Source organism: Burkholderia sp. BE12, assembly GCF_002959955.1.
In the GTDB taxonomy this organism is placed as follows: Bacteria; Pseudomonadota; Gammaproteobacteria; order Burkholderiales; family Burkholderiaceae; genus Burkholderia.
In genome coordinates this window covers 48,135-71,268 of sequence record NZ_PREY01000020.1, presented here as the reverse complement: position 1 = coordinate 71,268, position 23,134 = coordinate 48,135, and the positions used below count along the sequence as shown (strand labels likewise).

The 23,134-nt window shown below is 69.3% G+C and carries 21 protein-coding genes; 15 read left to right on the top strand and 6 right to left on the bottom strand.

The window, feature by feature from the left end:
* Window positions 1-163 precede the first annotated feature (163 nt).
* Window positions 164-1,054: an IclR family transcriptional regulator gene (locus tag C4B30_RS22365; protein WP_105133016.1), complete on the bottom strand. Its 891-nt coding sequence runs from the start codon at window positions 1,052-1,054 to the stop codon at window positions 164-166.
* A gap of 294 nt (window positions 1,055-1,348) precedes the next feature.
* On the opposite strand from C4B30_RS22365, the gene C4B30_RS22355 reads away from it, so the two are divergent.
* From C4B30_RS22355 to C4B30_RS22320, 8 genes are all read left to right on the top strand, one after another.
* Complete coding sequence (locus C4B30_RS22355) at window positions 1,349-2,431, top strand: ABC transporter ATP-binding protein (protein ID WP_027782351.1); 1,083 nt, start codon at window positions 1,349-1,351, stop codon at window positions 2,429-2,431.
* The gene (locus tag C4B30_RS22350) at window positions 2,432-3,430 is read left to right on the top strand and encodes an ABC transporter permease (protein ID WP_089501290.1); all 999 of its coding nucleotides are present in this window, start codon (window positions 2,432-2,434) and stop codon (window positions 3,428-3,430) included.
* Window positions 3,427-4,221 carry an ABC transporter permease gene (locus tag C4B30_RS22345; protein ID WP_105133015.1) on the top strand — a complete coding sequence of 265 codons (795 nt, stop codon included), beginning with the start codon at window positions 3,427-3,429 and terminating at the stop codon, window positions 4,219-4,221. Before C4B30_RS22350 ends, C4B30_RS22345 begins: the two co-directional genes overlap by 4 nt.
* Window positions 4,221-4,568, top strand: coding sequence for a (2Fe-2S)-binding protein (locus C4B30_RS22340; RefSeq protein WP_105133014.1), 348 nt, complete (start codon window positions 4,221-4,223; stop codon window positions 4,566-4,568). Before C4B30_RS22345 ends, C4B30_RS22340 begins: the two co-directional genes overlap by 1 nt.
* Complete coding sequence (locus tag C4B30_RS22335) at window positions 4,565-6,007, top strand: FAD/NAD(P)-dependent oxidoreductase (RefSeq protein WP_105133013.1); 1,443 nt, start codon at window positions 4,565-4,567, stop codon at window positions 6,005-6,007. The genes C4B30_RS22340 and C4B30_RS22335 overlap by 4 nt, the downstream gene beginning before the upstream one ends.
* The gene (locus C4B30_RS22330; RefSeq protein WP_105133012.1) at window positions 6,000-7,151 is read left to right on the top strand and encodes an NAD(P)/FAD-dependent oxidoreductase; all 1,152 of its coding nucleotides are present in this window, start codon (window positions 6,000-6,002) and stop codon (window positions 7,149-7,151) included. Before C4B30_RS22335 ends, C4B30_RS22330 begins: the two co-directional genes overlap by 8 nt.
* Complete coding sequence (locus tag C4B30_RS22325) at window positions 7,148-8,194, top strand: ABC transporter substrate-binding protein (RefSeq protein WP_089501285.1); 1,047 nt, start codon at window positions 7,148-7,150, stop codon at window positions 8,192-8,194. The genes C4B30_RS22330 and C4B30_RS22325 overlap by 4 nt, the downstream gene beginning before the upstream one ends.
* 167 nt (window positions 8,195-8,361) lie before the next feature.
* A complete protein-coding gene (locus C4B30_RS22320) occupies window positions 8,362-9,699 on the top strand; it encodes an MFS transporter (RefSeq protein ID WP_105133011.1) in 1,338 nt (445 codons plus the stop codon).
* An 11-nt stretch (window positions 9,700-9,710) separates the two neighbouring features.
* Here the strand turns inward: C4B30_RS22320 and C4B30_RS22315 are convergent, their stop codons facing one another.
* Window positions 9,711-10,721 carry a 3-hydroxybutyryl-CoA dehydrogenase gene (locus C4B30_RS22315; RefSeq protein ID WP_105133010.1) on the bottom strand — a complete coding sequence of 337 codons (1,011 nt, stop codon included), beginning with the start codon at window positions 10,719-10,721 and terminating at the stop codon, window positions 9,711-9,713.
* A complete protein-coding gene (locus tag C4B30_RS22310; RefSeq protein ID WP_105133009.1) occupies window positions 10,718-11,824 on the bottom strand; it encodes an NAD/NADP-dependent octopine/nopaline dehydrogenase family protein in 1,107 nt (368 codons plus the stop codon). The genes C4B30_RS22315 and C4B30_RS22310 overlap by 4 nt, the downstream gene beginning before the upstream one ends.
* A gap of 149 nt (window positions 11,825-11,973) precedes the next feature.
* Between C4B30_RS22310 and C4B30_RS22305 the strand changes: the two genes are divergently transcribed.
* Together C4B30_RS22305 and C4B30_RS22300 are read left to right on the top strand one after the other, a co-directional pair.
* Window positions 11,974-12,954, top strand: a complete 981-nt coding sequence (locus C4B30_RS22305) for an AraC family transcriptional regulator (protein ID WP_105133008.1) — start codon at window positions 11,974-11,976, stop codon at window positions 12,952-12,954.
* Window positions 12,951-13,982, top strand: coding sequence for a LysR family transcriptional regulator (locus C4B30_RS22300; protein ID WP_105133007.1), 1,032 nt, complete (start codon window positions 12,951-12,953; stop codon window positions 13,980-13,982). The genes C4B30_RS22305 and C4B30_RS22300 overlap by 4 nt, the downstream gene beginning before the upstream one ends.
* A gap of 26 nt (window positions 13,983-14,008) precedes the next feature.
* On the opposite strand, the gene C4B30_RS22295 is transcribed toward C4B30_RS22300, so the two are convergent.
* On the bottom strand, window positions 14,009-15,127 hold the full coding sequence (locus C4B30_RS22295; RefSeq protein WP_105133055.1) for a porin: 1,119 nt from the start codon (window positions 15,125-15,127) through the stop codon (window positions 14,009-14,011).
* 410 nt (window positions 15,128-15,537) lie between these two features.
* Between C4B30_RS22295 and C4B30_RS22290 the strand changes: the two genes are divergently transcribed.
* Window positions 15,538-16,935: a spinster family MFS transporter gene (locus tag C4B30_RS22290; RefSeq protein ID WP_105133006.1), complete on the top strand. Its 1,398-nt coding sequence runs from the start codon at window positions 15,538-15,540 to the stop codon at window positions 16,933-16,935.
* Between the two features lie 158 nt (window positions 16,936-17,093).
* On the top strand, window positions 17,094-18,086 hold the full coding sequence (locus C4B30_RS22285; RefSeq protein WP_105133005.1) for a PDR/VanB family oxidoreductase: 993 nt from the start codon (window positions 17,094-17,096) through the stop codon (window positions 18,084-18,086).
* A gap of 28 nt (window positions 18,087-18,114) precedes the next feature.
* Here the strand turns inward: C4B30_RS22285 and C4B30_RS22280 are convergent, their stop codons facing one another.
* Window positions 18,115-19,035: a LysR family transcriptional regulator gene (locus C4B30_RS22280; RefSeq protein WP_089502298.1), complete on the bottom strand. Its 921-nt coding sequence runs from the start codon at window positions 19,033-19,035 to the stop codon at window positions 18,115-18,117.
* 139 nt (window positions 19,036-19,174) lie between these two features.
* Between C4B30_RS22280 and C4B30_RS22275 the strand changes: the two genes are divergently transcribed.
* The 3 genes from C4B30_RS22275 (at window position 19,175) to C4B30_RS22265 (ending at window position 21,410) form a co-directional block, all read left to right on the top strand.
* Complete coding sequence (locus C4B30_RS22275) at window positions 19,175-20,458, top strand: aromatic ring-hydroxylating oxygenase subunit alpha (RefSeq protein WP_105133004.1); 1,284 nt, start codon at window positions 19,175-19,177, stop codon at window positions 20,456-20,458.
* On the top strand, window positions 20,455-20,958 hold the full coding sequence (locus C4B30_RS22270; protein WP_105133003.1) for an aromatic-ring-hydroxylating dioxygenase subunit beta: 504 nt from the start codon (window positions 20,455-20,457) through the stop codon (window positions 20,956-20,958). Before C4B30_RS22275 ends, C4B30_RS22270 begins: the two co-directional genes overlap by 4 nt.
* Before the next feature lie 65 nt (window positions 20,959-21,023).
* Entirely contained in the window at window positions 21,024-21,410 is a 387-nt protein-coding gene (locus C4B30_RS22265) for a tautomerase family protein (protein WP_105133002.1), read from the top strand.
* A gap of 44 nt (window positions 21,411-21,454) precedes the next feature.
* On the opposite strand, the gene C4B30_RS22260 is transcribed toward C4B30_RS22265, so the two are convergent.
* Window positions 21,455-23,008, bottom strand: coding sequence for a sensor histidine kinase (locus C4B30_RS22260; RefSeq protein ID WP_105133001.1), 1,554 nt, complete (start codon window positions 23,006-23,008; stop codon window positions 21,455-21,457).
* Between the last annotated feature and the right edge of the window lie 126 nt (window positions 23,009-23,134).

Here is a 23,134-nt window from a genome sequence, read left to right as displayed (position 1 = left end):
TCAGGCCGGATACGCGACACGTGATGGCGTTCGCGTGCTTGCTCCGGCTTGATCGTTCACGTGAAGTATGGAGCGGGAGGCAGATGGCGCAAAGGTCTTATAACCCTCGAAAAACGCCATCCGATGCAAACGGGCGCCGACGAAACGGCAACGCCCGACGCGGCTATACGGTTTTCGCCGATAGCCCGAGCATCGGCCGCCGCAACGCGGCGTCGAACGGATTGGTGCGCGGGCCGATCGCGTCGGCCTGGCGCCGCAGCAGCTCGACGACCATCGGCATCCGGTCGTCGCCGAGGCGGGACACGAGCGTGCCGACGCTCAGCGCGCCGACCGGATAACCGGTGCGATCGAGGATCGGCACCGCGACGCCGGCCATCCCGTCGAGCACGCCGCTGTTGCGGCCGGCGTAGCCGAGTTGCCGCACGCGTTCGATCTCGGTGCGCAGATACACCTCGTCGAGCACGCCGTAGCCGCGGATACGCGGCACGTTGAAGCGGATCACCTCCTCGCGTTCGGCTTCGGGCAGGAACGCGAGGATCGCGAGGCTGCCCTGACCGACGCCGAGCGCGATGCGTCCGCCGATGTCGCCGGTAAACGACCGGATCGGAAACGGCCCTTCGCACAAGTCGAGACACACGGCGTCGAAGCCGCTCTTCACGAGCAGGAAGATGGTTTCGCCGAGGCTCGCGCACAGCCGCAGCAGTGCGGGACGGCACAGCGTGCGCATGCTGCTCGGGTTGCCGGCCTGCGCGGCGAGCGCGAAGAAGTCGACGCTCAGCCGGTACAGCTTCGACTGCTCGTCCTGTTCGACCATCCCTTCGGCGATCAGCGATTGCAGAATCCGGTGCGCGGTGCCCTGCGTGAGGCCGACGGCCTTCGCGAGATGCGTGACGCGCACGCCGTCCTGCTGCATGCCCGCCAGCGCGCGCAGGATCGCGAACGCACGCTGCAGCATGCCGGTGCCGGGCGCGCCGGCGGAATCGGACGCGACGTCCTCGTCCGGGTGCGGCATGCGCGCAGCCGGCGATATTCCGGGCGAATGGGGTTCCTGCATGCGGGCTCTCCTCGACGATTTCATTGAACGGAATACGATAGCCGCCATTGTCGTCCGGCCGAAAATCCGCGGGCATCCGGGTGTGCACGAGATTGACGCGCGCGTTTCGCGGTTCGGCCGCTCTTCATCCATCGGAACGATTTGCGGGTGATTTATCGATTCGTTCCGCTGAATGGAATTTTTTCGAAATTCATCCCGTTCAGCAGAATTCGAAATTGACGCTCCGAAATATGGCTGGCTAGAGTCCGCGTCATCGGCGCACCGGCCATGCGGTGTGCGAACCCGGAGCTCTCCATGTCGTTTCTCACGCTTACGGATCTGACGAAAACCTTCGGCGAGCTCACCGCCGTCGCGGACGTCAACCTGTCGGTCGAGCAAGGCGAATTCGTGTCGCTGCTCGGCCCGTCCGGTTGCGGCAAGACCACCACGCTGCAGATGATCGCCGGCTTCGTCGACGTCACGCGCGGCCGCATCGCGCTCGACGGGCAGGACATCACGCACCTGAAGCCGAACCGCCGCGGGCTCGGCATCGTGTTCCAGAGCTATGCGCTGTTTCCGCACATGAGCGTCGCGGAGAACGTCGGCTTCGGCCTCGACATGCGCGGCGTGGACAAGGCCGAGCGCGCCGAACGCATCCGTGCGGCGCTCGCGCTCGTACGGCTCGACGCGCTCGCGCACCGCTTTCCGCGCGAACTGTCGGGCGGCCAGCGACAGCGCGTGGCGATCGCTCGCGCGGTCGTGATCGAGCCGCCCGTGCTGCTGCTCGACGAGCCGATGTCGAATCTCGACGCGAAGCTGCGCGAGGAGATGCAGTTCGAGCTGCGCGCGATCCAGCGCAAGATCGGCACGACGACGATCATGGTCACGCACGACCAGTCGGAAGCGCTGTCGATCAGCGACCGCGTGGTCGTGATGGAAGCCGGCCGCATCACGCAAACCGATACGCCGTACCGCGCGTACGAGCGCCCGGAAAACCACTTCGTATCGCAGTTCATCGGCAAGGCGAATCTGCTGCCCGGCACGATCGTCGCGCATGACGGCGATGCGATCCGCATCGACCTCGGGCACGATCTCGCCGAAACGGGCCGCGCCGCGCAGCTGCCGCCGCGGGAGCGCGACATGCGCGTGGGCGATGCGGTATCGGTGTGCATTCGTCCGGAGAAGCTGCGGCTGTGCGCGCCCGATGCCGGCCGCTTCGCCGCCACCGTCACGAGCCGCTTCTTCCTCGGCAGTCAGTGGCTGTACCGCGTCGACAGCGCGCTCGGCGAAGTGCTCGTGTGCTGCCAGAACGAAGGCGCGGAGCCGCTCGCGGAAGGCGCGCCGGTCGGCATCGACTGGCACAGCGATGCGGTGCGCGTGATGCGCCGGGAGGCCTGAATGAGGCAGCCTTCCCGCCCGCTGTCGAGCGACGGCGCACCGGCCGGGCTCGCGCAATCGGGCGCGACCGCGCCCGCCGGGGCGGCCGCCGACGCGGTGTCGCCCCGCGCCGTCGGCGCCCACGCGCCGCGCGCGAGCTGGCGCGCCTACGCGCCGCCGTGGTTGATGTGCGCGCCCGCCTTCGCATTGTTCGCCGCGCTCGTGCTCGTGCCGCTCGCGATGACGTTCATCCTGACGTTCTACCGCTTCGACCCGGCCACCGGCCCGATCGCCGCGTTCCAGTTCGGCAACTACGCGGAAGTGCTCGGCTCGTCGTATTTCCACACGATCTTCGCGCGCACGTTCGGGATCGCCGCGCTGACGACGGCGATCTGCGTCGCGATCGGCACGCCGGAAGCGTACGTACTGTCGAAGATGCGCGACCCGTGGCGCTCGCTGTTCCTGCTCGCGATCCTCGCGCCGCTGCTCGTGTCGGTGGTCGTACGCGCGTTCGGCTGGAGCATGCTGCTGAACACCAGCGGGCTCGTGAACCAGGCGTTCGGGCTCGTCGGCCTCGGCCCCTACAAACTCGAATACACGACCTTCGCGATCGTCATCGCGCTGGTGCACGTGATGCTGCCGTTCATGGTGATTCCCGTGTGGACCGCGCTGCAGCGACTCGATCCGCAGACCGAACACGCGGCGCTGTCGCTCGGCGCGTCGCCGTTCACGACGCTGCGCCGCATCGTCGTGCCGCAACTGATGCCGGGCGTGCTGTCGGGCAGCCTGATGGTGTTCGGTCTGTCGGCGAGCGCGTTCGCGATTCCCGGCCTGCTCGGCGGACGCCGACTGAAAGTCGCGGCCACCGCCGTCTACGACGAATTCCTCGGCTCGCTGAACTGGCCGCTCGGCGCGACGATCGCGGTGCTGCTGCTCGCCGCGAACCTCGTCGTGATGCTCACCTACTACCGCGTGCTCGAACGCCGCTACGCACGCAGCCTCGGAGGCGCATCGCGATGAGAAAGAACGGCCCCTTCGCCCTCGCGTTCCACACGCTCGTGATCCTGTTCGTGCTCGCGCCGCTCGTGATCGTCGTGCTCGTCGCATTCACACCCGACGAAACGCTGACGCTGCCGACCCACGGCGTGTCGCTGCGCTGGTTCCGCGCGATCCTGGACTATCCCGACTTCGTCACCGCATTTCTCAACAGCGTGAAGCTCGCGTTCGCGTCGGCGACGCTGTCGCTCGCGATCGCGCTGCCGGCGGGCCTCGCGATCGGCCGCGCGGCCTTTCCCGGCCGTGCGTTCCTGAACGGCTTGCTGCTGTCGCCGCTCGTGATTCCCGGCCTCGTGCTCGGCATCGCGCTGCTGCGCTTCTTCGCGCTGATCGGCGCGACCGGCTCGTTCACGTGGCTCGTGCTCGCGCACATGATCGTCATCACGCCGTTCGTGATGCGGCTCGTGCTCGCGTCCGTCGCCGGCCTCGACCGCAGCATCGAGCAGGCCGCGTGCTCGCTCGGCGCGGACCCGTGGACGACGTTCCGCCGCATCACGCTGCCGATGATCGTGCCCGGCATCACGGGCGGCTGGCTGCTCGCGTTCATCAACAGCTTCGACGAACTGACGATGTCGATCTTCGTCACGTCGCCGCAGACGGTCACGCTGCCCGTGCGCATGTACATGTACGCGACCGAATCGATCGACCCGATGATGGCGTCGGTGTCGGCGCTCGTCATCTTCATCACCGCCGGCGCGATGCTGCTGCTCGATCGCGTGTACGGCCTGAACCGCATCCTGATCGGCCAACATTGATGACGACTCCCGTTTCCCGTTCCACCGACCGCGCGGAAGACGGCGCGCAGTTCGTGCGCGTCGCCGAACGCGAGCGCGCCGCCGTCGCGTTCACGCTCGACGGCCGGCCCATGCAGGCGCTGGTCGGCGACACCGTGCTCACCGCGATTCTGGTCGCGCAGCGTCGCGTGCGCGTCAGCGAATTCAGCGGGCAGCCGCGCGCGGGTTTCTGCCTGATCGGCGCATGCCAGGACTGCTGGGTGCGCACCGAAGCCGGCGCACGCGTGCGCGCGTGCTCGACGCCGATCGCCGAAGGCATGCGAATTCTCACGGCCGCCTGGCCGGCCGCGACCGGAGACGCATCGTGAGCGCCGTACTGCAACCGGTGATCGTCGGCGCGGGGCCGGCCGGCGTGCGCGCGGCCGAGGCGCTGGCCGACGCGGGGCTGCGCCCGGTTGTGATCGACGAGAACGCGCGCTGGGGCGGACAGATCTATCGTCAACCGCCTGCCGGCGCCGCATTCGCGCGCGGCAAGCGCACGCTGTACGGGTTCGAGGCCGCGAAGGCCGACGCCGTGCACCGAACGATGGCCGCCCTGCTGCCGCACGTCGACTATCGGCCGGACACGCTTGCGTGGTCGTGCGGCGCGGGCCGCGTCGACACGCTGCAGGACGGCCGCGAAGTGACGGTGCCGTACTCGCACCTGATCGTCGCGAGCGGCGCGACCGACCGCATGCTGCCCGTGCCGGGCTGGACGCTCGCGGGCGTCTATACGCTCGGCGGCGCGCAGGTCGCGCTGAAGGCACAGGGCTGCGCGATCGGCCGGCGCGTCGTGTTCGCGGGCACGGGGCCGCTGCTTTACCTCGTCGCTTACCAGTATGCGAAGGCCGGCGCGAACGTCGCGGCCGTGCTCGACACGAGCCCGCTGCGCCGCCAGGCGGCCGCCGCACCCGCGCTGCTGCGCATGCCGTCGATCTTCGCGAAAGGGCTCTACATGATCGGCTGGCTGCGCGCGCATGGCGTGGCAATCGAAACGGGCGTCACGCTCGAGCGCGTGCTCGGCGATCAACACGTGACGGGGCTCGCATGGCGTGCCGCGGGCGACGATGCACGGGCCGCGGCGCCGCGCCTGCTCGACTGCGATGCGCTCGGCCTCGGCTTCGGCCTGCGTTCCGAAACGCAGCTCGCCGATCTCGCCGGCTGCCGGTTCGGCTTCGACCCGCTCAATCGCGCGTGGCTGCCCGAACGCGACGCGGCCGGGCGCACGTCGGTGCGCGGCATCTACGTCGCCGGCGACGGTGCCGGTATCGCGGGCGCCGACGCGGCCGAGGCATCGGGCCGGCGCGCGGCGCTCGCGTTGCTCGACGATGCCGGCATCGCGTCGCGCGCGCCGTCCGGCAAACCCGACGCGGCGACGCTCGACCGTACGCTCGCACGCATCGGTGCATTCCGCGCGGGCCTCGAAACGGCGTTCGCGCCGCCGGCCGAACAGGCTGCCCGCTGCCCCGACGACACGATCGTGTGCCGCTGCGAGGAGATCAACGCGGGCACGCTGCGCCGCTGCGTGCGCGAAGGCGCGGCCACCGAACTGAACCGGCTGAAGGCGCTGACGCGCGTCGGCATGGGCCGCTGCCAGGGCCGCATGTGCGGCGACGCGGCCGCGCTCGTGCTGGCCGCCGAAACCGGCCGCCCGCTCGCCGATGTCGGCCGGTTGCGTGCGCAACCGCCCGTGAAGCCGTTCCCGATCTCGGCCGCGCTCGCGGGCGACGACGTCGCGGCGATTCCCGACGAGGCGCGCGATGAGTGAGATCCGGCATTACGACGTCGCGATCGTCGGCGGCGGCCTCGTCGGCGCGTCGGCCGCGCTCGCGCTGACGCGCCGCGGGCTGCGCGCCGGGCTGTTCGAGCGGCGCGACTGCGGCGCGCAGGCGAGCGGCGTGAACTACGGCGGCGTGCGCTGCCAGGGCCGCCCGGCCGAGCAATTGCCGCTCGCGCTGCGGGCGCGGCGCATCTGGGATCGGCTGCCCGAGCTGATCGGCATCGACGGCGAATTCGTCGTGTCCGGCCACTTGCGGCTCGCGCGCAGCGACGCCGATCTCGACGCGCTCGACGCATACGCCGCGCTCGCCGTCGAACACGGCTTGCCGCTGCAGGTGATGCGCGGCGACGCATTCCGCCGCCGCTACCCGTGGCTCGGCCGCGCGGCGCTCGGCGGCTCGCTGTGCGAAACCGACGGCCACGCCAACCCGCGCCTCGTGTCGCCCGCGTTCGCGCGCGCGGCCCGCGCGGCTGGCGCGGACGTGTTCGAGCACACGCCCGTCGACGAGGTTCACCACGACGGCACGCGCTTCCACTTACAGGCGGGCGGACGCACGCACACCGCGACGTGGCTGATCAATTCGGCCGGCGCCTGGGCGAACACGATCGCCGAACGCTTCGGCGAAGCCGTACCGATGGAGCCGATCTACCCGAACATGTGGGTGACCGAGCCGCTGCCGCCGTTCATCGTGCACAACCTCGGCGTCTACGGTGGCGGCGTGTATGCGCGCCAGGTCGCGCGCGGCAACTGCGTGATCGGCGGCGGGCGCGGCCGCGGCGACGGCGAATTCGGCCAGCCGTCGGTCGATACGACGCGCGCGGTGATGCGCGACGCGTGCGCGCTGCTGCCCGCCTTGCGCGACGCGCTGCTGATCCGCACCTGGAGCGGCGTCGAAGGCTGCACGCCCGACCACAACCCGATCATCGGCGCGAGCGGCACGACGCCGAATCTGCTGCACGCGTTCGGTTTTTCCGGCGGCGGCTTCCTGCTCGCGCCCGGTGTCGGCGACGTGCTCGCCGATCTCGTCACGACCGGCGAAACCGCCACGCCACTCGATGCATTCTCGATCGGCCGCTTCTTCCCGCAAGCCACGCCGACCGCCCCTTTCCGTCAAGAGGAGATCCAAAAATGAAACTGCTCGGAACGATCGCGGCGGCTGCCGCCCTCTGCATCGCAGGCGCCGGTGCGCCCGCGTTCGCACAAACGAAGACGATCTACGTCGGCATGAACGGCGGCCCCATGGAAAAGGCCTATACGAGCCAGGTGCTGCCCGACTTCGAAAAGGCCAACAACGTGAAGGTGGTCGTCGTGCCCGGTACGTCGTCGGACGTGCTCGCGAAGCTGCTCGCGAACCGCAACAAACCGCAGATCCACGTCGCGTTCCTCGACGATGGCGTGATGGCGCGCGCGGTGAGCCTCGGCGTGTGCCAGAAGCTAGACGATTCGCCGGTGCTCAAGGAGCTGTATCCGTTCGCGCGGATGAAGGACGACGTCGGCGCGGGCGTGCAGCTCGGCATGACCGGCATCGCGTACAACAAGAAGCTGTTCACCGAGAAAGGCTGGGCGGCGCCGACGTCGTGGATGGATTTCGCCGATCCGAAATACAAGGGCAAGGTCGTGTTCCAGTCGGCATCGAGCAGCACGTTCGGGCTGCACGGCTTCCTCGCGATCAACCGGCTGCTCGGCGGCAGCGAGCAGAACGTCGAGCCCGGTTTCAGCAAGTGGGCGAGCACGGTCGGGCCGAACGTCGTCGAGTACATCCCGAACTCGGCGAAGATCTCCGAGATGGTGCAGACCGGCGAGGCCGGCCTGTTCCCCCTCACGCCGACCGCCGTCGGCGATCTGCAGGACAAGGGCATCCCCGTCGCCTATGCGAACCCGAAGGAAGGCCCGGTGCTGCTGCTCGTCGACCTGTGCGTGGTCGCGAACAACCCCGATCCGCAACTGGCGCAGAAGCTCGCGCAGTTCCTGCTGTCCGCGCCCGCGCAGACGAAGGCGGCCGAGGCCGGCAAGCAGATCCCGACCAACCGCCTCGCGAAGATGCCGGCCGGGATGCAGCAAAGCCTCGGCAACGTCGACGATCTGGTGCGAAAGGTCACGGTGGTCGACTGGACCGCGATCAACGCGCGTCGCGCACAGTGGGATACGCGCTGGAACCGGCAGATCGAGCGGTGACGGGCCCCGGCGCGCGCGGGCACGGCCACGCGCGCCGCGACCATCATTTGCGGGAGTGATGACACTCCCCTTTTTCTGCGGATTTGACCGGGGAGACGCGGGCCGACAACACTAGCCCGCAGTGCTGCAAAGACGGCACGCGCCCGCCTTCCCCATCAGAGCCCGCCATGTACCCGACCGACACCGTGCAATCCCCGAGCGCCGCCCGGCCGCTCGCCGACCGGCAACTGCGCCGTATCGTCATCGCCTCCGTCGCCGGCAACGCGATGGAGTGGTACGACTTCTTCGTGTACGGTACGGCCGCGGCGCTGGTGTTCGGCCACGTGTTCTTTCCGCCCGGCGCATCGCCGCTCGCCGGCAGTCTCGCCGCGTTCGCGGCATTCGCGCTCGGCTTCGTCGCGCGGCCGCTCGGCGGGATCGTGTTCGGCCACGTCGGCGACCGCTACGGGCGCAAGGCGTCGCTCGTGTGGACGCTGCTGATCATGGGCGCGTCGACCTTCGCGATCGGCCTGCTGCCGACCTACGCGCAAGCCGGCCTGTGGGCGCCGGCCGCGCTCGTCGTGCTGCGCCTGCTGCAGGGCATCGCGTCCGGCGGCGAATGGGGCGGCGGCGTGCTGATGATCAGCGAGAACGCGCCGCCCGAACAGCGCGGCTATTACGCGGCGTGGAGCCAGCTCGGCGTGGGCGGCGGCTTCGTGCTGTCGTCGGCCGCGTTTCTCGCCGCGCAGGCGCTGCCGGACGACATGTTCCGCGCGTGGGGCTGGCGGCTGCCGTTCCTCGCGAGCATCGCGATCTTCGCGATCGGCATTTATATCCGCCGCCATCTGCCGGAAAGCCGCGACTTCGAGCAGGCCGGCAAGCGCGGCGCGCACACGCATCTGCCGATCGTCGAGTGCATTCGCCGCCATCCGAAGGAAATCCTGCTCGCGATGGGGCTGCGTGTGGCCGAGAACGGCGGTGCGTACATCTTCCTCGCGTTCTCGCTCGTCTATGGCAAATACATCGGCATCCCGAACGGCACGATGCTGACCGGCGTGATGATCGCGATGATCGTCGAGATGGGCGCGATGCTCGCATGGGGCCGGCTGTCCGACCGGATCGGCCGCAAGCCCGTGTACCTGATCGGCGCGCTGAGCCTCGTCGCGTGCGCGTTTCCGTTCTTCTGGCTGCTCGATACGCGCGCGACACCGCTCGTGTGGCTCGCGCTGACGGTCGGCACGGCGGTGAGCCACGGCGCGATGATCGGTACGCTGCCCGCGCTCGTCGGCGAGTTGTTCAGCACCGAGGTGCGTTACTCGGGCGTCGCGCTCGGCCACGAAGTCGCGTCGATCTTCGCGGGCGGGATGTCGCCGTTGATCGCGACCGCGCTGCTCGCGCGCTACCACGCGTCGTGGCCGGTGTCGCTGTTCCTCGTCGCGCTCGGCCTCGTGACCGTCGCGACGCTGTGCGTGATGCGCGAGACGCGCACCACGCCCGCCCACGCTTCGCGCGACGACCCGGCATGACCGCGCGACGCTCAGCGCCCGGCGTCGCGCCGGGCGCTCTCGAACACCGGCGCCAGCCCGAGATGATCGAGCAGCCGCGCGAATTCGCCGAGCCGCTGCCGCATGTACGCTGGCACGTCGACCGCCGCATAGTCGTGGAAGCCGGCGCCCGTGCGGACGCCGTCGCGGCCGGCTTCCATGTTGCGCACGACGCTCGCGGCCGGTGCGAAGCGCGGGCCGATCTTGCCGGCCAGGTACGTCGACGCGTAGTACAGGATGTCGCAGCCGCCCCAGTCGATGAATTCGAGCAGCCCGAGCACCGCGAAGCGCGGGCCGAAGCCGGTGCGGATCGCCGTGTCGATGTCCGCGGCGCTCGCCACGCCTTCCTCGACCATCCGCGCAGCCTCGTTCATCGCGAGCGCCTGGATGCGCGGCACGATATAGCCGGGCGCCGGCCCGCAGATCACCGGCTTCTTGCCCACGCGTTCGAGCAGCGCCGCGAGCGCGTCGACGACGGCCTGATCGTTCGCATCGCTGCGGCTGACCTCGACGAGCGGCATCAGCAGCGCGGGATTCAGCCAGTGCGCGTTCAGCATTCGCGCCGGGTGTGCGACATGGCGCTGCAGTTCGGTGACGACGAACGTCGACGTGGTCGACGCGATCGTTGTGTGCGCATCGACGTGTTCGCCGAGCCAGCGCAGCGCGTCGGCCTTTGCTTCGAGCACTTCGGGCAGCGCTTCGAACACGATATCGGCGTCGCGCACCGCGTCCGCGGCGCCGTGCCGCGCCACGAGCGCGATGCGCGCGACGACGGCGTCGGCCTGCGCGGCATCGATGCGGCCCAGCGCGACCTGTGCATGCAGGGGCCGGGCGATCTCGTCGCGCGTGCGTTCGTCGAATGCGCGCGAGCCGGCCGCGTCGCGCGGCTTGAAGTCGATCAGCGTCACGTCGAGGCCCGCGAACGCGAATACGAGCGCGATGCCCTGCCCCATGCGTCCCGCGCCGAGCACGTGGACGCGCGTCACATCGGCGGCCGCCTTCATGCCGCGTACCCCGCGTCGAGCAGCGCGCGCAGCGCGTCCTTCGACAGCGCCGCGAGCCCCAGCCGCTCCAGCGTGCGGCCTTCCGCATACAGGTCGCGCACCGCGACCGCGCTCGCGATGCTCAGCAGCCCCTGCGCGACGGGCGTCGGCACGCCGGCCCAGCGCCCGCACGACACGACGAACGACAGCCCGAGCCGGGTGTCCTCGAGCATGTAGCGATGCGTGCGCAGATCGATCTTCTCGCGCCAGTCGCCGCTATCGGTCAGCTTGCCGTGCGCGCCGCGCCCGTACATCCACTCGTCGCCCTCGGCCGCGTAATGATCGGCGAGCGGGAAATGCGGCGCGCGGTAGCCGAGCGCTTCGCGCACCGCGATGCGCTCGGCGTCGAGCGCGTTCGTCACGCGGCGGATCGACGACTGCGTGCCTTCGTTGTGGATGTCCCACGCGTCGAAGTGTTCGAGCGGCCCAGCGTTCATCAGGATCAGCGGCGGGTGAATCACCGGGCCCGCGTTCATCAGCGCGCCGGACAATGCATCCTCCACCGGCTCGACCGACGGATAGCCGGCCCGCAGCACGTCGAACGCCCAGCCGGCCGCGTTCGCGGGAAACACGCCGGTCGGCAGGCGCGTCGCGTACGCGCTGATCACGACCTCGTTGTCGCCATGCTTGCGCACCAGGTACGGCAGCGTGCCCGTTTCGGCGAACGCGACGCGCGAACGGTTGCCGGCGTCGGCCGCCGCGCGGGCGAACACGACGCTGCCGAACGTGCCGGGCGGCAGAAAGACGACCTGGCCGTCCTCCAGCAGCGGCGCGACCTGCGCGGCGAGCGCGTCGTGCGACGTGGCCGGCAGCGGCACCACGACGAGCCGTGCGCCACGCAGCGCGGCGGCGAGATCGTCGGTCGGGCGGATCGCGCCCGGCCCGTCGCCGAGCGGCACCGCCCGCTCGCCGCGATAGTCGGTGACGTTCAGCACGCCGAGCGCGCGCAGCCGCGCATGCGGCTCGCGATCGCGCCGCCACCACGTCACGTCGTGGCCTTTTTCGAGCAGGTCGATGGCCGCCGCATGGCAGCCGTGGCCGCCGCCCAGAACACATACCTTCATCGTCTTCTCCTGGTGATCGAGTCTGTCCGAGACTACGCGGCCGCCCGCGCCGCGTCGCTTCGAAACGCGCAACGACGCGCCCGTTCGCGCAACGCATTCGCAAGGCTGCGCATGCCGTCGCGCCCCCGCATCCGCCACGAGGCCCACGAATGCACAATGCCCTTTCCCGCCATGCGCCGAACCGGCTCGGCACGCTACAGGCGCCCGACGAAGTCGAACGCGCGGTCGCGCACCGGCTCGGGCCGCACCGGATGGCCGCGTCCGGCCGCGATCCGTTTCATGCGGAGCTGTACGAGGTGCCGCTGCATCACGGCGCGCTGCTCGAACTCTGCTATGGCCGCGAAACGCGCATCGATTTCGGCGACGACGCCGATCACTTCCTGTTCCGGCTGACGCTCGCCGGTGCGTGCGAGTTGCAGGCCGGCAGCGTCGTCACGCGCGCCGGCCCCGGCGAGCTGACCGTGTCGTCGCCCGCGCTCGCGAGCCTCCTGCGCACGAGCCCCGATTGCCGCAACCTCGTGCTGCGGCTCGAACGCGGCGCGCTCGAACGCAAGTTGCAGGACATGCTGCAGGCAACGCTCACGCGGCCGCTGCAATTCGACCTCGCATCCGGCCGCGCCGGCGCGGGCGCGGGCGCGGCGCTCGTGGCGCCGACCTTCGAGTACCTGTGCCGGCTCGGCGCGCAGCCGGGCATCGGCACGGCCTCGCCGGCGTTCGGCGCCGACCTCACCGCGTGGCTGATGTCGCTGCTGCTCACGCATCTGCCGCACACGTACAGCGACGCGCTGCTGCGCGGCACGCCGCCGCTGCCCGCCTACGTGCGGCGCGCCTGCGCTCACGTCGATGCGCACCTCGGCGAATCGCTCGCGCTCGCCGCGCTGGCGGCCGTCGCCGGGGTCGCGCCGCGCACGCTGCAGCATGCATTCCGCGCGTTCCTGCACACCACGCCGGCCGCATACGTCCGCGAGCGCCGGCTCGCCGCCGTGCACGCGGCGCTGCAACGCGGCGACGCCCGCAGCGTGACCGACGTGCTGATCGCGCACGGCATCCATGGCTTCGGCCATTTCGCGAAGGCGTATGCGCAGCGTTACGGCCATGCGCCTTCGATCACCGCGAGGCAAGCTCGATGACGCATTCCGCCACCAGCCGGCCACCGGCCCGCTCCGACCCTGCGCCGCACGACGCGGACGCATCCGATGGCCTGCGCGTGCAGGATCTCGATCTCAACCTGTTGAAGACGTTTCGCGCGGTGTATGAAGAGCGGCACGTCGGCCGCGCGGCGTTGCGGCTCGGCGTCACGCAGCCGTCCGTCAGCTACGCGCTCGGCCGGCTACGGCTGATGTTCCGCGACGCGCTGTTCGTGCGCACCGGTACCGGCGTCGAGCCGACCCCGCGCGCGCAACGGCTCGCGATCTCGGTCGACAAGGCGCTCGCGATCCTGCAGGACGTGCTCGACGAAGGCTCGCGCTTCACGCCCGACAGCACGCAGCGCGTGTTCCGCCTGCACATGAGCGATTTCGCGGCGAGCGCATTCCTGCCGACGCTGCTCGCCGCGTTCGACCGGCGCGCGCCGGGCGCGGTGATCGAGACGCTGCACGTCGACGAATGCCAGCTCAACGTCGCGCTCGAATCGGGGCGCATCGACTTCGCGCTCGGGCATTTCGCCGATGCGTCGAGCCACTTCCAGCGCACCGCGCTGCTGCACGAGCGCTGCGTGCTGCTGATGCCGCGGCGCACCGCGCAGCGCGCCGGGTTGCCCGACGATTTCATACTCGACGGCGCGGCGCCCGACGCGCTGCGCTTCGTCGCGGTCTCGTCGCATCCGCAATCGATGCAGTTGCTCGAGCGGCACGAACTGATGCCGCGCGTGCGCGCGGCGCTGCCCGATTTCATGGTGGTGCCGGCGTTGCTGCAGGACGGCGATTACGCGCTGATCCTGCCGGAGACGATCGCGATCACGTTCGCCGCACGCCAGCCGTGCGTGCTGTACGAGATCGCCGGCGCCGCCGAATGGGCCGTCAACGCGTACTGGCATCGCCGCTTCGACGCGGATCCCGGCCATCGCTGGCTGCGTGCGCTGCTGCTCGAACTGTTCAATATCGGCGAGCAGGCGCCGTTCGACGCATGGCTCGCGCCGCAGCCGCCCGCCTGCGCGTAGCGGCGCAAGCGGGCCCGCCGAAACGGTCAGAACGACGTGAGGATACCCGCGACGATCGAGCTCGAGGTCGCGCCGGGCTTCGCCACCGCGACGCCGCCGCCCGCCGCGCCGTTGACGACGAAGCGTGCATGCGCGCCGTTGCGCACCATCGCGGCGCCCGTGTACAGCACCGTGCGCTTCGACAGCGGATAGTCGAAGCGGATGCCGTACGAATCGGCGTTGCCGTCGCTGTCGGCCACCTTCCGGTAATGGCCGACGCTCAGCAACAGCGACGCGCGCCCGATCGGCACCGTCGCGCTGAGTTCCATGATGTCGCTGTGCGGATAGGCGCTCTGGCTGTCGATCGAGGTCGCCACGTCGGGGCCGCCGCGATGGCGCATGTACAGCGCGGCTACCTTCACGACGTTGAAGTCGTACGAAATCGCGCCGAGCGTGTAGTTGCCGTTCGCGGCCGGGCTCGTGTTGCCGAGCGCGGACGCCGCGACCGGGCTGAACTTCTGCTGCATGTAGTCGACGTCGACCGACAGGCCGCCGTGCACGTAGTTGAGCCCCGCGCCGTACGTGTCGCCCAACGTCGCCGGCTGCCCGGCCGCGCCGTTCGTGCCGCGCGCGGCCATCGCGCGCAGCATGAAGCCCGCGTAGCGCGGCGACGTGTAGCGCATCGAATTGCGCACGCGCAGGAACGCGGGCCCGACGAAGTTGTTGGTCGCATTGCCCCAGGCGAGCCCCGCGCCGAGCCCGGGCAGGCTGTACGTGACGAGCGTCGTATGCAGGATCGTGTAGAGCTCGCCGAACTGCACGCCGCCGAACGGCCCCGTGACGCCGACCCACGCTTCGCGGCCGAACAGCGCGCTGCTGTTCGACAGTGCGCCGCTCGCCGCGTTGAAACCGTCCTCGAGCTTGAAGATCGTCGCATAGCCGCCGCCGAGATCCTCGACCCCCTTCAGCCCCCACTGCGACGCCCACAGGTTGCCGCTGCCCATGCGGGTCACGTGGTTCGGCCCGGCGTTCGCGTATTCGATCGCGGTGTCGATGCGGCCGTAAAGCGTCACGCTCGATTGCGCGACGGCAGGCAGCGTCATGCACGCGAGCAGCGCGGCAAGCGGTACGGCAAGCCGGTCGGCCCGCCCGTTCGGTTGGTTCATGTTCGTCGTCCCGTAGAAGTGGCGGCGCCGGTCGGCCACGCGCCGCGCGGTGTGAAGCGCGTTCGCCGCGAGCGGCCAACGCTGCCGATAAAAAACGGGCCGAGTCTAGGAACGACAATTTCGGACGTCGACGCAATGCGCTCTATAACGCTTATAGATGCGCCGCATGAAGCGCAGGCTCCCCGCCGCACGCGCGCTGCGCGGCGGCCCGCGCACACGGCCTCGGTGTTTTCTTTATCCGGGTCGGTAAATGTCCGTGTGGCGCGGCTGTCACTCCGGCTATGGCGACCGAATTTGGCCGACTACGCTGCGTCTCCGATCGTGTCACCCGCACGCTTTCGCGCCGCGACGGCGCCCGGCCCGCCGGGCCGATGCCGCGCTTTTCCACCGCCCGCTCCTGGAGAACCCGCATGTCCGCATCCACGGCCCGCGCTGCCGACGGCAAGCGCTATACGTACGAATGGTATGTCGTCGTCATCTGCATGCTCGCGTACGTCTTTTCGTTCGTCGACCGCCAGGTCCTCGTGCTGATGATCGAACCGATCAAGCGCGACCTGCACCTGTCCGATACGCAGTTCAGTCTGCTCAACGGCTTCGCGTTTTCGCTGTTCTATGCGGTGATGGGGCTGCCCGTCGCGTATCTCGCCGACCGCTATGCGCGCCCGCGCATCATCTCGCTCGGCATCGCACTGTGGAGCGTCGCAACCGCCGCGTGCGGACTCAGCCAGCATTTCGTTCAGATGTTCGTCGCGCGAATGGGCGTCGGCGTCGGCGAGGCCGCGCTGTCGCCCGGCGCGTATTCGATGCTCGCCGACTACTTCCCGAAGGAGAAGCTCGGGCGCGCGGTCGCCGTGTATTCGCTCGGCTCGTTCATCGGCGGCGGCATCGCGTTCCTGATCGGCGGTTACGTGATCGCGCTGCTCAAGCATGCGAGCGCATTCACGCTGCCGGTCGTCGGGCAGGTGCACGCGTGGCAGGTCACGTTCCTGATCGTCGGGCTGCCGGGGATCGTCGTTGCGCTGCTGTTCGCCGCGACCGTGCGCGACCCCCAGCGCAAAGGGCTCGCGCAGGATCGCTCGGGCGCGGTGCGGCGCGTGTCGATGCGCGATTCGTTGCGCTTCGTCGGCACCCACCGGGCGACCTTCTCGTGCCACTACCTCGGCTTCTCGTTCTACGCGATGGCGTTGTACTGCCTGCTGAGCTGGACACCCGCGTTCTATATCCGCCGCTTCGGGATGACGGCCGTCGAAGCCGGCTACACGCTCGGCATCGTGCTGCTGGTCGCCAACACGGCCGGCGTGTTCTGCGGCGGCTGGCTCAACGACTGGCTGCTGCGGCGCGGCCGCGGCGATGCGCCGATGCGTGCCGGTGCGATCGGCGCCGCCTGCATGGTGATCCCCGCGACGCTTTTCACGCAGCTCGACAGCCTGCCGGCGTCGCTCGCGATGCTGGTCGTCGCGATGTTCTTCGCGTCGTTCCCGATGCCGACGTCGACCGCCGCGATGCAGACGCTCGCGCCGAACCAGATGCGCGCGCAGATCTCCGCGCTGTTCCTGCTCGTGTCGAATCTGATCGCGCTCGGAATCGGCACGACCGTCGTCGCGCTGTTCACCGATCGCGTGTTCGGTGCGCCGGCCGCGGTCGGCCATTCGATGTCGATCGTCAACGTCGCGGCGGCCACGCTGGCCGCGCTGCTGCTCGCCGCCGGCTGCCGCCACTATCGCCGCAGCCTCGATCGCGAACGCGGTCACGCGTCGGCCGCGGCGCCGCAGGCGGCCGACGCTAGCGCCGCGGTCGCCGTGCGCTGAGACGCCGAGCGCGATAGAGCGCCCCGGAATTATCCATCTCACTGATTCCGGCATCGCTTTTTAATCGATTTGATTTATGCGATGCCCATCCCTATTCTCGATCGCATGACGGCGCGGGGCTCTGCCGCGCCGCTTTCCTCGACCCCTCGGAATTTCCCATGCAAGCGAACCGCCACCAGGTCCGGATCGACGCGCTGATCGACGCGGCGCAGGACATCCGCTGTTTCCGGGTCTCGCGCGTCGACGGCCAGCCGTTCGACGCGTACGAACCGGGCGCCCATATCGACGTCACCGCGCCGTCCGGCATCACGCGACAATACTCGCTGTGCGGCAACCCCGACGAACGCGGCAGCTATCTCTTCGCGGTGAAGAAGGAAGCGCGGTCGCGCGGCGGCTCGCGTTCGCTGCACGACGACGTGAGCGTCGGCGCCGAATTGTCGATCGGCACGCCGCGCAACCTGTTTCGTCTGACGGATGACGCGAGCGAGCACGTGCTCGTCGCGGCCGGCATCGGCATCACGCCGCTGCTGTCGATGGCGTATGCGCTGAACCGGCGCGGTGCGCGCTACCGGTTACATTACTTCGCGCGCAGCCGCGACCACGCCGCCTTCGTCGACGAACTGTCGGCCGAACCGTTCGCCTCGCACGTGACGTTCCATTACGGCGTCGAGCCCGACGCGCTCGCGGCCGAACTCGGCGGCTGCGTCGCATCGATCGATGCGCACGCACATGTCTATACGTGCGGCCCGGGGCCGTTCATGGACGCGGTCGTCGCCGCGGCCGCCAAGCGCGTTTCCGACGAGGCGATCCATCTCGAACGCTTCGCGGCGGAACCCGCAACCGCCGATGCGAATGGAGACGTCGACGCGGGCACCGGCCCGGCCGACGGTTTCGAAGTACGCCTTCAGCGCAGCGGGCATTCGGTACGCGTCACGCCGGACACATCGATCGTCGACGCGCTTGCGCGCATCGGCATCGAAGTCGATACGTCATGCGGCGAAGGCGTGTGCGGCACCTGCATGGTGCCCGTCGTCGACGGCGAGCCCGATCACCGCGACCACTGCCTGAGCAAGGCCGAGCGCGCGAGCAATGCGGTGATCTGCTGCTGCGTGTCGCGCGCGCGCTCCGCCGTGCTGGTGCTCGATCTCTGAACGACGCATCCGGCGCGCGCCGGCCACGTCACGCGTCGTCGAAACGCTCGACGATCTCGGCGAGCAGCGCGCGCATCCACGCGTTGCCCTCGTCCTCGTGGAAGTGCTCGTGCCAGTGCATCGTCACCGGCGCGGGCGGCAGCGTGACCGGCAGGTCGTACAGACGGAATGCGTTGTCGCGGTTCAGGATCTGCGCGAGCCGCTTCGGCAGCGTCGCATAGAGATCGGTGACCGACAGTACGCTCGGCAGCGCGACGAAGTGCGGCACCTCGAGCGCGATGTTGCGGCCCACGCCCTGCGCGCGCAACGCGTCGTCGAGCGCGTGGTGGCTGTGCTCGACCGACTTCACGTTGACGTGCGCGGCGCGCACGAATTGTTCGAGATTCAGCGCGGCGGCCGTCGGCAGCCCTCGCCGGCGCCCGGTCATGCACACGTAGGTTTCCTCGAACAGCACTTGATGACGCGTGCGCGGCATCAGCTCCGGCAGGTTGCCGATCGCGAAATCGAGCCGGCTCGCGCGCAGCGCTTCCTCGATCTCCTCCACCGGCAGCGGCTGCACGCTCAGCGTCACGCGCGGCGCACGGTCGCGCAGCGCCTGGCAGATCGCCGGCAGGTACGCCATCTCGCCCGCATCCGACAGCGACAGCCGGAACGTGCGCGTGCTGGTGGCCGGATCGAAGCGCTCCGCGTAGCGCAGCGCGACGCGCACCATGTCGAGCGCCTTGCCGACGATGCCCGCGAGTTCGAGCGCGACTGGCGTCGGCTGCATGCCCGAACGCGTCCGCACGAACAGCGGATCGTCGAACAGCGTGCGCAGCCGGCCGAGCGAATAGCTGACCGCCGGCTGCGACAGCGCGAGCCGCTCGCCGGCTTTCGTCAGGCTGCGTTCCTCGACGATCGCCTGGAACACGCGCAACAGGTTCAGATCGAGATGATCGACCGACGTCATCGCACCCTCCTTCATTTGCCGTATTTATTCGATGATCAATTTTAGATCAATTTGACGGATATATAGCAGGAGACGAGACTGGTTCCCGGACGCTGCGCACGGCGCGGCCCGTTTTCGCGACTCTTTCCCCACGACGACGATGAGCGACATTCCCTACCAGACGATCGACACCCGCGCGTTGCATGGTCTCGCGCAGCCCGACCGCATCGCGCCCGCGATGTATCACGATCCCGCGCTGTTCGAAGCCGAGCTCGACCGCATCTTCTACCGCACCTGGATCTGGGTCGCGCACGAGAGCGAACTGCCGAACCCGGGCGACTTCATCACGACGACGATCGGCCGCCAGCCGGTGATCGTCGTGCGCGACAAGACCGGCGAGATCAACGTGCTGCAGAACCGCTGCCGCCATCGCGGCGCGACCGTGTGCGAAGCGCACAAGGGCAACGCGAAGGGCTTCACGTGCCCGTATCACAGCTGGTCGTACGCGCTCGACGGCACGCTGCGCGCGCTGCCGTACGGCGACGGCTACGAAGGCGTGTGCGAGAAAGGCGATCTGCCGCTCGTGAAGCTGCGCGTCGGCGTGTACCAGGGGCTGATCTTCGCGAGCTTCGACGATGCGATCGAGCCGCTCGAGGATTTCCTCGGCGGCGCGAAGCCGTGGATCGACCTGTTCATGAAACAAGGCGCCGGCTACCCGATCAAGGCGAACGGCGAGCACAAGTTCAGGTTCAAGGGCAACTGGAAGATCCAGCTCGAGAACACCACCGACCTCTACCACTTCCCGGTCGTGCACAAGTCGTGGATGAAGTCGATCGACGACGAGACGGCCGCCGCGATCACGAGCTTCATGACGAGCGAGGACGCGTTCTGCCGCGCGCTCGGCAACGGCCACAGCCTCGCGGTGCTGATGCCCGAGCTGATCGATCTCGACGAGGACGACGGCGCGCCGCTGCCCGAGCGCTTTGCACCGCTCGCCGCGAAGCTCGCCGAGCGCCATTCGCCGGACGAAGTGCGCCGCATCGTGCGCTCGCTGATGGGCGTCGGCTTCAATCTGAACCTGTTCCCGAACCTAGCGCTGTCGATGGCGTTCTTCCGCGTGCTGCGGCCGATCTCCGCGAACGAAACCGAGATCCGCCACGTCGCGCTCGCAATGGACGGCGGCCCGGACGAAGCGAACCGCGAGCGGCTTCGCATCCATGAACACTTCCAGGGCCCGTTCGGCTTCGGCAGCCCTGACGACGCGGAAGCCTGGGAACGCGTGCAGCGCGGCGCGCACGCAGGCCGCGACGTGCCGATCCTCGTGAATCGCGGGCTGAACCGCGAGACGACCGCCGCGAACGGCGAAAAGACCGCGCACGCGACCGACGAAACCGGCATGCGCGAGGCCTACCGGCAATGGCACAACATGATGGAGCAGCAATGATGGACGACCGCAACGCTCTCTTTTCCGAGCAGACCTTCGCCCGCGCGGTCGAATTCGTGTGGCGCGAAGCCGAGATGCTCGACCGCCGCGACTACCGCGCGTGGCTCGACCTGTGGGATCCGGCCGGGCACTACGTGGTGCCGATCGATCCCGACACGACCGATTTCGCGGCGACGCTGAACTACGTGTTCGACGACCGGGACATGCGCGAGAAGCGCGTGCAGCGGATGGTGTCCGGCTATTCGGCGTCGGCCGTCGACGCGGCGCGCACGGTGCGCACCGTGTCGCGCTTCACGCTGGAAAGCAGCGGCGCCGACACCGTCGAGCTGAAATCGGCGCAGGTCGTCGTCGCATACAAGCGCGGCGTCGCGACGCTGTTCGCGGCCGACGTCACGCACAAGCTGCACGTCGATGCCGACGGCGAGATGCGGATTGCCGAGAAAGTCGTGCGCCTGATCGACTCGACCGAGGCGCTCAGCGCGATCGGCTTCCTGCTGTAAGCCGTGACCGGTTCACCGCTGCACGTGCAAAGGTGAACCGGTCACCTTCACCTTTCCGGACCACCATGCCCACACTCGAAGTTTTCCTGCCGGCCGGCCATGACGACGCGCGCAAGGCCGAGCTGATCGCCAGGCTGACCGGTGCGACCGTCGACGCGATCGGCGCACCAGTCGAATCGGTGCGTGTGCTGCTCACCGAATTGCCCGCGGCACATATCGGCCTCGGCGGCCGCAGCGCCGCGGACGGCGCGCCGCCATCGCTGCCGGTGATCGTCGCGATCCTGATCGCGGGGCGTACCGACGAACAGAAACGCGCGCTGATCGCCGCGCTGTCCGACGCCGGCGCGAACGTGCTCGACGCGCCGCTGCACGCGACGCGCGTGATCATCAAGGACATCCCGAACACGGACTTCGGCATCGGCGGCCGGACCGCGCGGGCGCTGGGGCGCTGACCATGCGCCGCGCGTCGCTGGCCCACCGTGATGCGACGCAGCCGCTAGGCCGGTGCGTCGGCGAGCGGCAGCGTCACGCGGCAGTCGAGCCCGCCGCCCGCGGCCGGGCTCGCGGCAATTCGCCCGCCGTGGCGCGTGACGATGCTCTTGCACAGCGACAACCCGATCCCGTTGCCGCCCACCTTCGACGACGAGAAGCCGTCGAACAGCCGCTCGTGCGCACCGGCTTCGATGCCCGGGCCATTGTCGATCGCCCGCAACTCCGCATGGCCGGCCACGTTCGCGGTGCCGAGCGTCAGCGTGCGCGACACGCGCTCGCAGCTGGCGAACGCCTCGATCGCATTGAACGCGAGATTCAGGATCACCTGCCCGATCAGCACGCGCTCGCAGCGGATCGGCAGCGGCGCGTCGGCCTGCACGATCGCGACCGTCACGCCGGCCTCCTTCGCGCGCAGCTCGATGAAGTACGCGACGTCCGCGAGGATGTCGCGCAGGTCGGCCCGCGCCACGGCCGGCTCGCGCTTCACGATGAATTCGCGCACGCTCTTGATGATCAGTGCCGCATGTTCGGCCTGCCGGTCCGCGCTGCGCAGCCCCCAGATCGCGTCGTCGACGGCGCCGTTGCCGTTCAGCCGCCGCACCGCGCCTTCGATGAAATTGCGCACGGCCGCGAGCGGCTGGCTCAGTTCGTGCGCGATCACGGTCGCCATCTCGCCCATCGCGTTGTAGCGGCCCGCGTATTCGAGCATCCGCGCCTCGGCGCGCCGCGCGTCCTCGATCGCGACTTCGTCGCTCACGTCGCGGAACTGCACGAGCAGCCCGTCGAGATCGTCCTCGATCTCGACCTGCCGGCACAGGATGCGCAGCCAGCATGCCGAGCCGTCGCGCCGCACGATCCGGTAGCGCTGCGGCGCGGACGGATGCGCCGACGGTGCATCGCGCAACTGCGCGACGAGCCGGTCGCGATCGGCCGCGCAGCAATAGTCGAGCACCTCGCCGGGCGGATCGTCGGGCGCGAGCCCGAGCAGGCGGCGGCCCGACTCGCTGATGAACTGCACGCCGCCGTGCGGCGTCACGACCGCGATGCCTTCGTCGAGATCCTGCATGAACTCGCGCAGCCGCGCCTCGTAGCGACGCAACTGCTGGCGAACCGCCTCTTCCGCGCTGATGTCGCGGAACTGCACCATCACGACGTCGCGCCCGCGCAGCGGCACGTAGGTCGCGGTGGCCTCGGACAGCATGTCGACGCCCGTACGCGATCGATAGCACCATTCGTACACCTGCGGCCCATCCACGAGCGCACGATCCCAAGCACTGACCGCGATCTCGCGGCGGTACTTCGGCTCGGGGCGCGTCATGTCCGGCGCCTTCAGCGGCAGCAGTTCCTCGACGGAAAAGCCGAGCGCGATGCACGCGGCGCGATTCGCCCACACGATCGCCCTGGTGCGCGCGTCGTGCAGCAGCACGCAAGTGGTCAGCGCGTCGAGCAGCCGGTGGAAATCGTCTTCGTCGGGAAAACTCATGATCGGATTCGGAAAAAGGCGCGCGGCATCGCACGGCCGGAAACCCAACATAGCACCGGCGCGCGCCGCTCGCATCTGAAGATTTCTTTAGGCCGGCACGGAGCGTCACCAGTCGCGCGGCCCAACGCACCAATTGCTGCGTGTTTTCGGCGTTTCTAGACTGGTTGCATCGTCTTTGCATCGTCTTGCCCCCGCAACCGA

Coding starts and splice junctions, on each gene's coding strand:
- C4B30_RS22270 (WP_105133003.1), top strand. CDS start 20,455: ATGATGGACGACCGCAACGCTCTCTTTTCCGAGCAGACCTTCGCCCGC.
- C4B30_RS22300 (WP_105133007.1), top strand. CDS start 12,951: ATGACGCATTCCGCCACCAGCCGGCCACCGGCCCGCTCCGACCCTGCG.
- C4B30_RS22365 (WP_105133016.1), bottom strand. CDS start 1,054: ATGCAGGAACCCCATTCGCCCGGAATATCGCCGGCTGCGCGCATGCCG.
- C4B30_RS22290 (WP_105133006.1), top strand. CDS start 15,538: ATGTCCGCATCCACGGCCCGCGCTGCCGACGGCAAGCGCTATACGTAC.
- C4B30_RS22320 (WP_105133011.1), top strand. CDS start 8,362: ATGTACCCGACCGACACCGTGCAATCCCCGAGCGCCGCCCGGCCGCTC.
- C4B30_RS22350 (WP_089501290.1), top strand. CDS start 2,432: ATGAGGCAGCCTTCCCGCCCGCTGTCGAGCGACGGCGCACCGGCCGGG.
- C4B30_RS22355 (WP_027782351.1), top strand. CDS start 1,349: ATGTCGTTTCTCACGCTTACGGATCTGACGAAAACCTTCGGCGAGCTC.
- C4B30_RS22310 (WP_105133009.1), bottom strand. CDS start 11,824: ATGAAGGTATGTGTTCTGGGCGGCGGCCACGGCTGCCATGCGGCGGCC.
- C4B30_RS22260 (WP_105133001.1), bottom strand. CDS start 23,008: ATGCGAGCGGCGCGCGCCGGTGCTATGTTGGGTTTCCGGCCGTGCGAT.
- C4B30_RS22295 (WP_105133055.1), bottom strand. CDS start 15,127: ATGAACCAACCGAACGGGCGGGCCGACCGGCTTGCCGTACCGCTTGCC.
- C4B30_RS22340 (WP_105133014.1), top strand. CDS start 4,221: ATGACGACTCCCGTTTCCCGTTCCACCGACCGCGCGGAAGACGGCGCG.
- C4B30_RS22315 (WP_105133010.1), bottom strand. CDS start 10,721: ATGAAGGCGGCCGCCGATGTGACGCGCGTCCACGTGCTCGGCGCGGGA.
- C4B30_RS22265 (WP_105133002.1), top strand. CDS start 21,024: ATGCCCACACTCGAAGTTTTCCTGCCGGCCGGCCATGACGACGCGCGC.
- C4B30_RS22280 (WP_089502298.1), bottom strand. CDS start 19,035: ATGACGTCGGTCGATCATCTCGATCTGAACCTGTTGCGCGTGTTCCAG.
- C4B30_RS22325 (WP_089501285.1), top strand. CDS start 7,148: ATGAAACTGCTCGGAACGATCGCGGCGGCTGCCGCCCTCTGCATCGCA.
- C4B30_RS22275 (WP_105133004.1), top strand. CDS start 19,175: ATGAGCGACATTCCCTACCAGACGATCGACACCCGCGCGTTGCATGGT.
- C4B30_RS22330 (WP_105133012.1), top strand. CDS start 6,000: ATGAGTGAGATCCGGCATTACGACGTCGCGATCGTCGGCGGCGGCCTC.
- C4B30_RS22285 (WP_105133005.1), top strand. CDS start 17,094: ATGCAAGCGAACCGCCACCAGGTCCGGATCGACGCGCTGATCGACGCG.
- C4B30_RS22345 (WP_105133015.1), top strand. CDS start 3,427: ATGAGAAAGAACGGCCCCTTCGCCCTCGCGTTCCACACGCTCGTGATC.
- C4B30_RS22305 (WP_105133008.1), top strand. CDS start 11,974: ATGCACAATGCCCTTTCCCGCCATGCGCCGAACCGGCTCGGCACGCTA.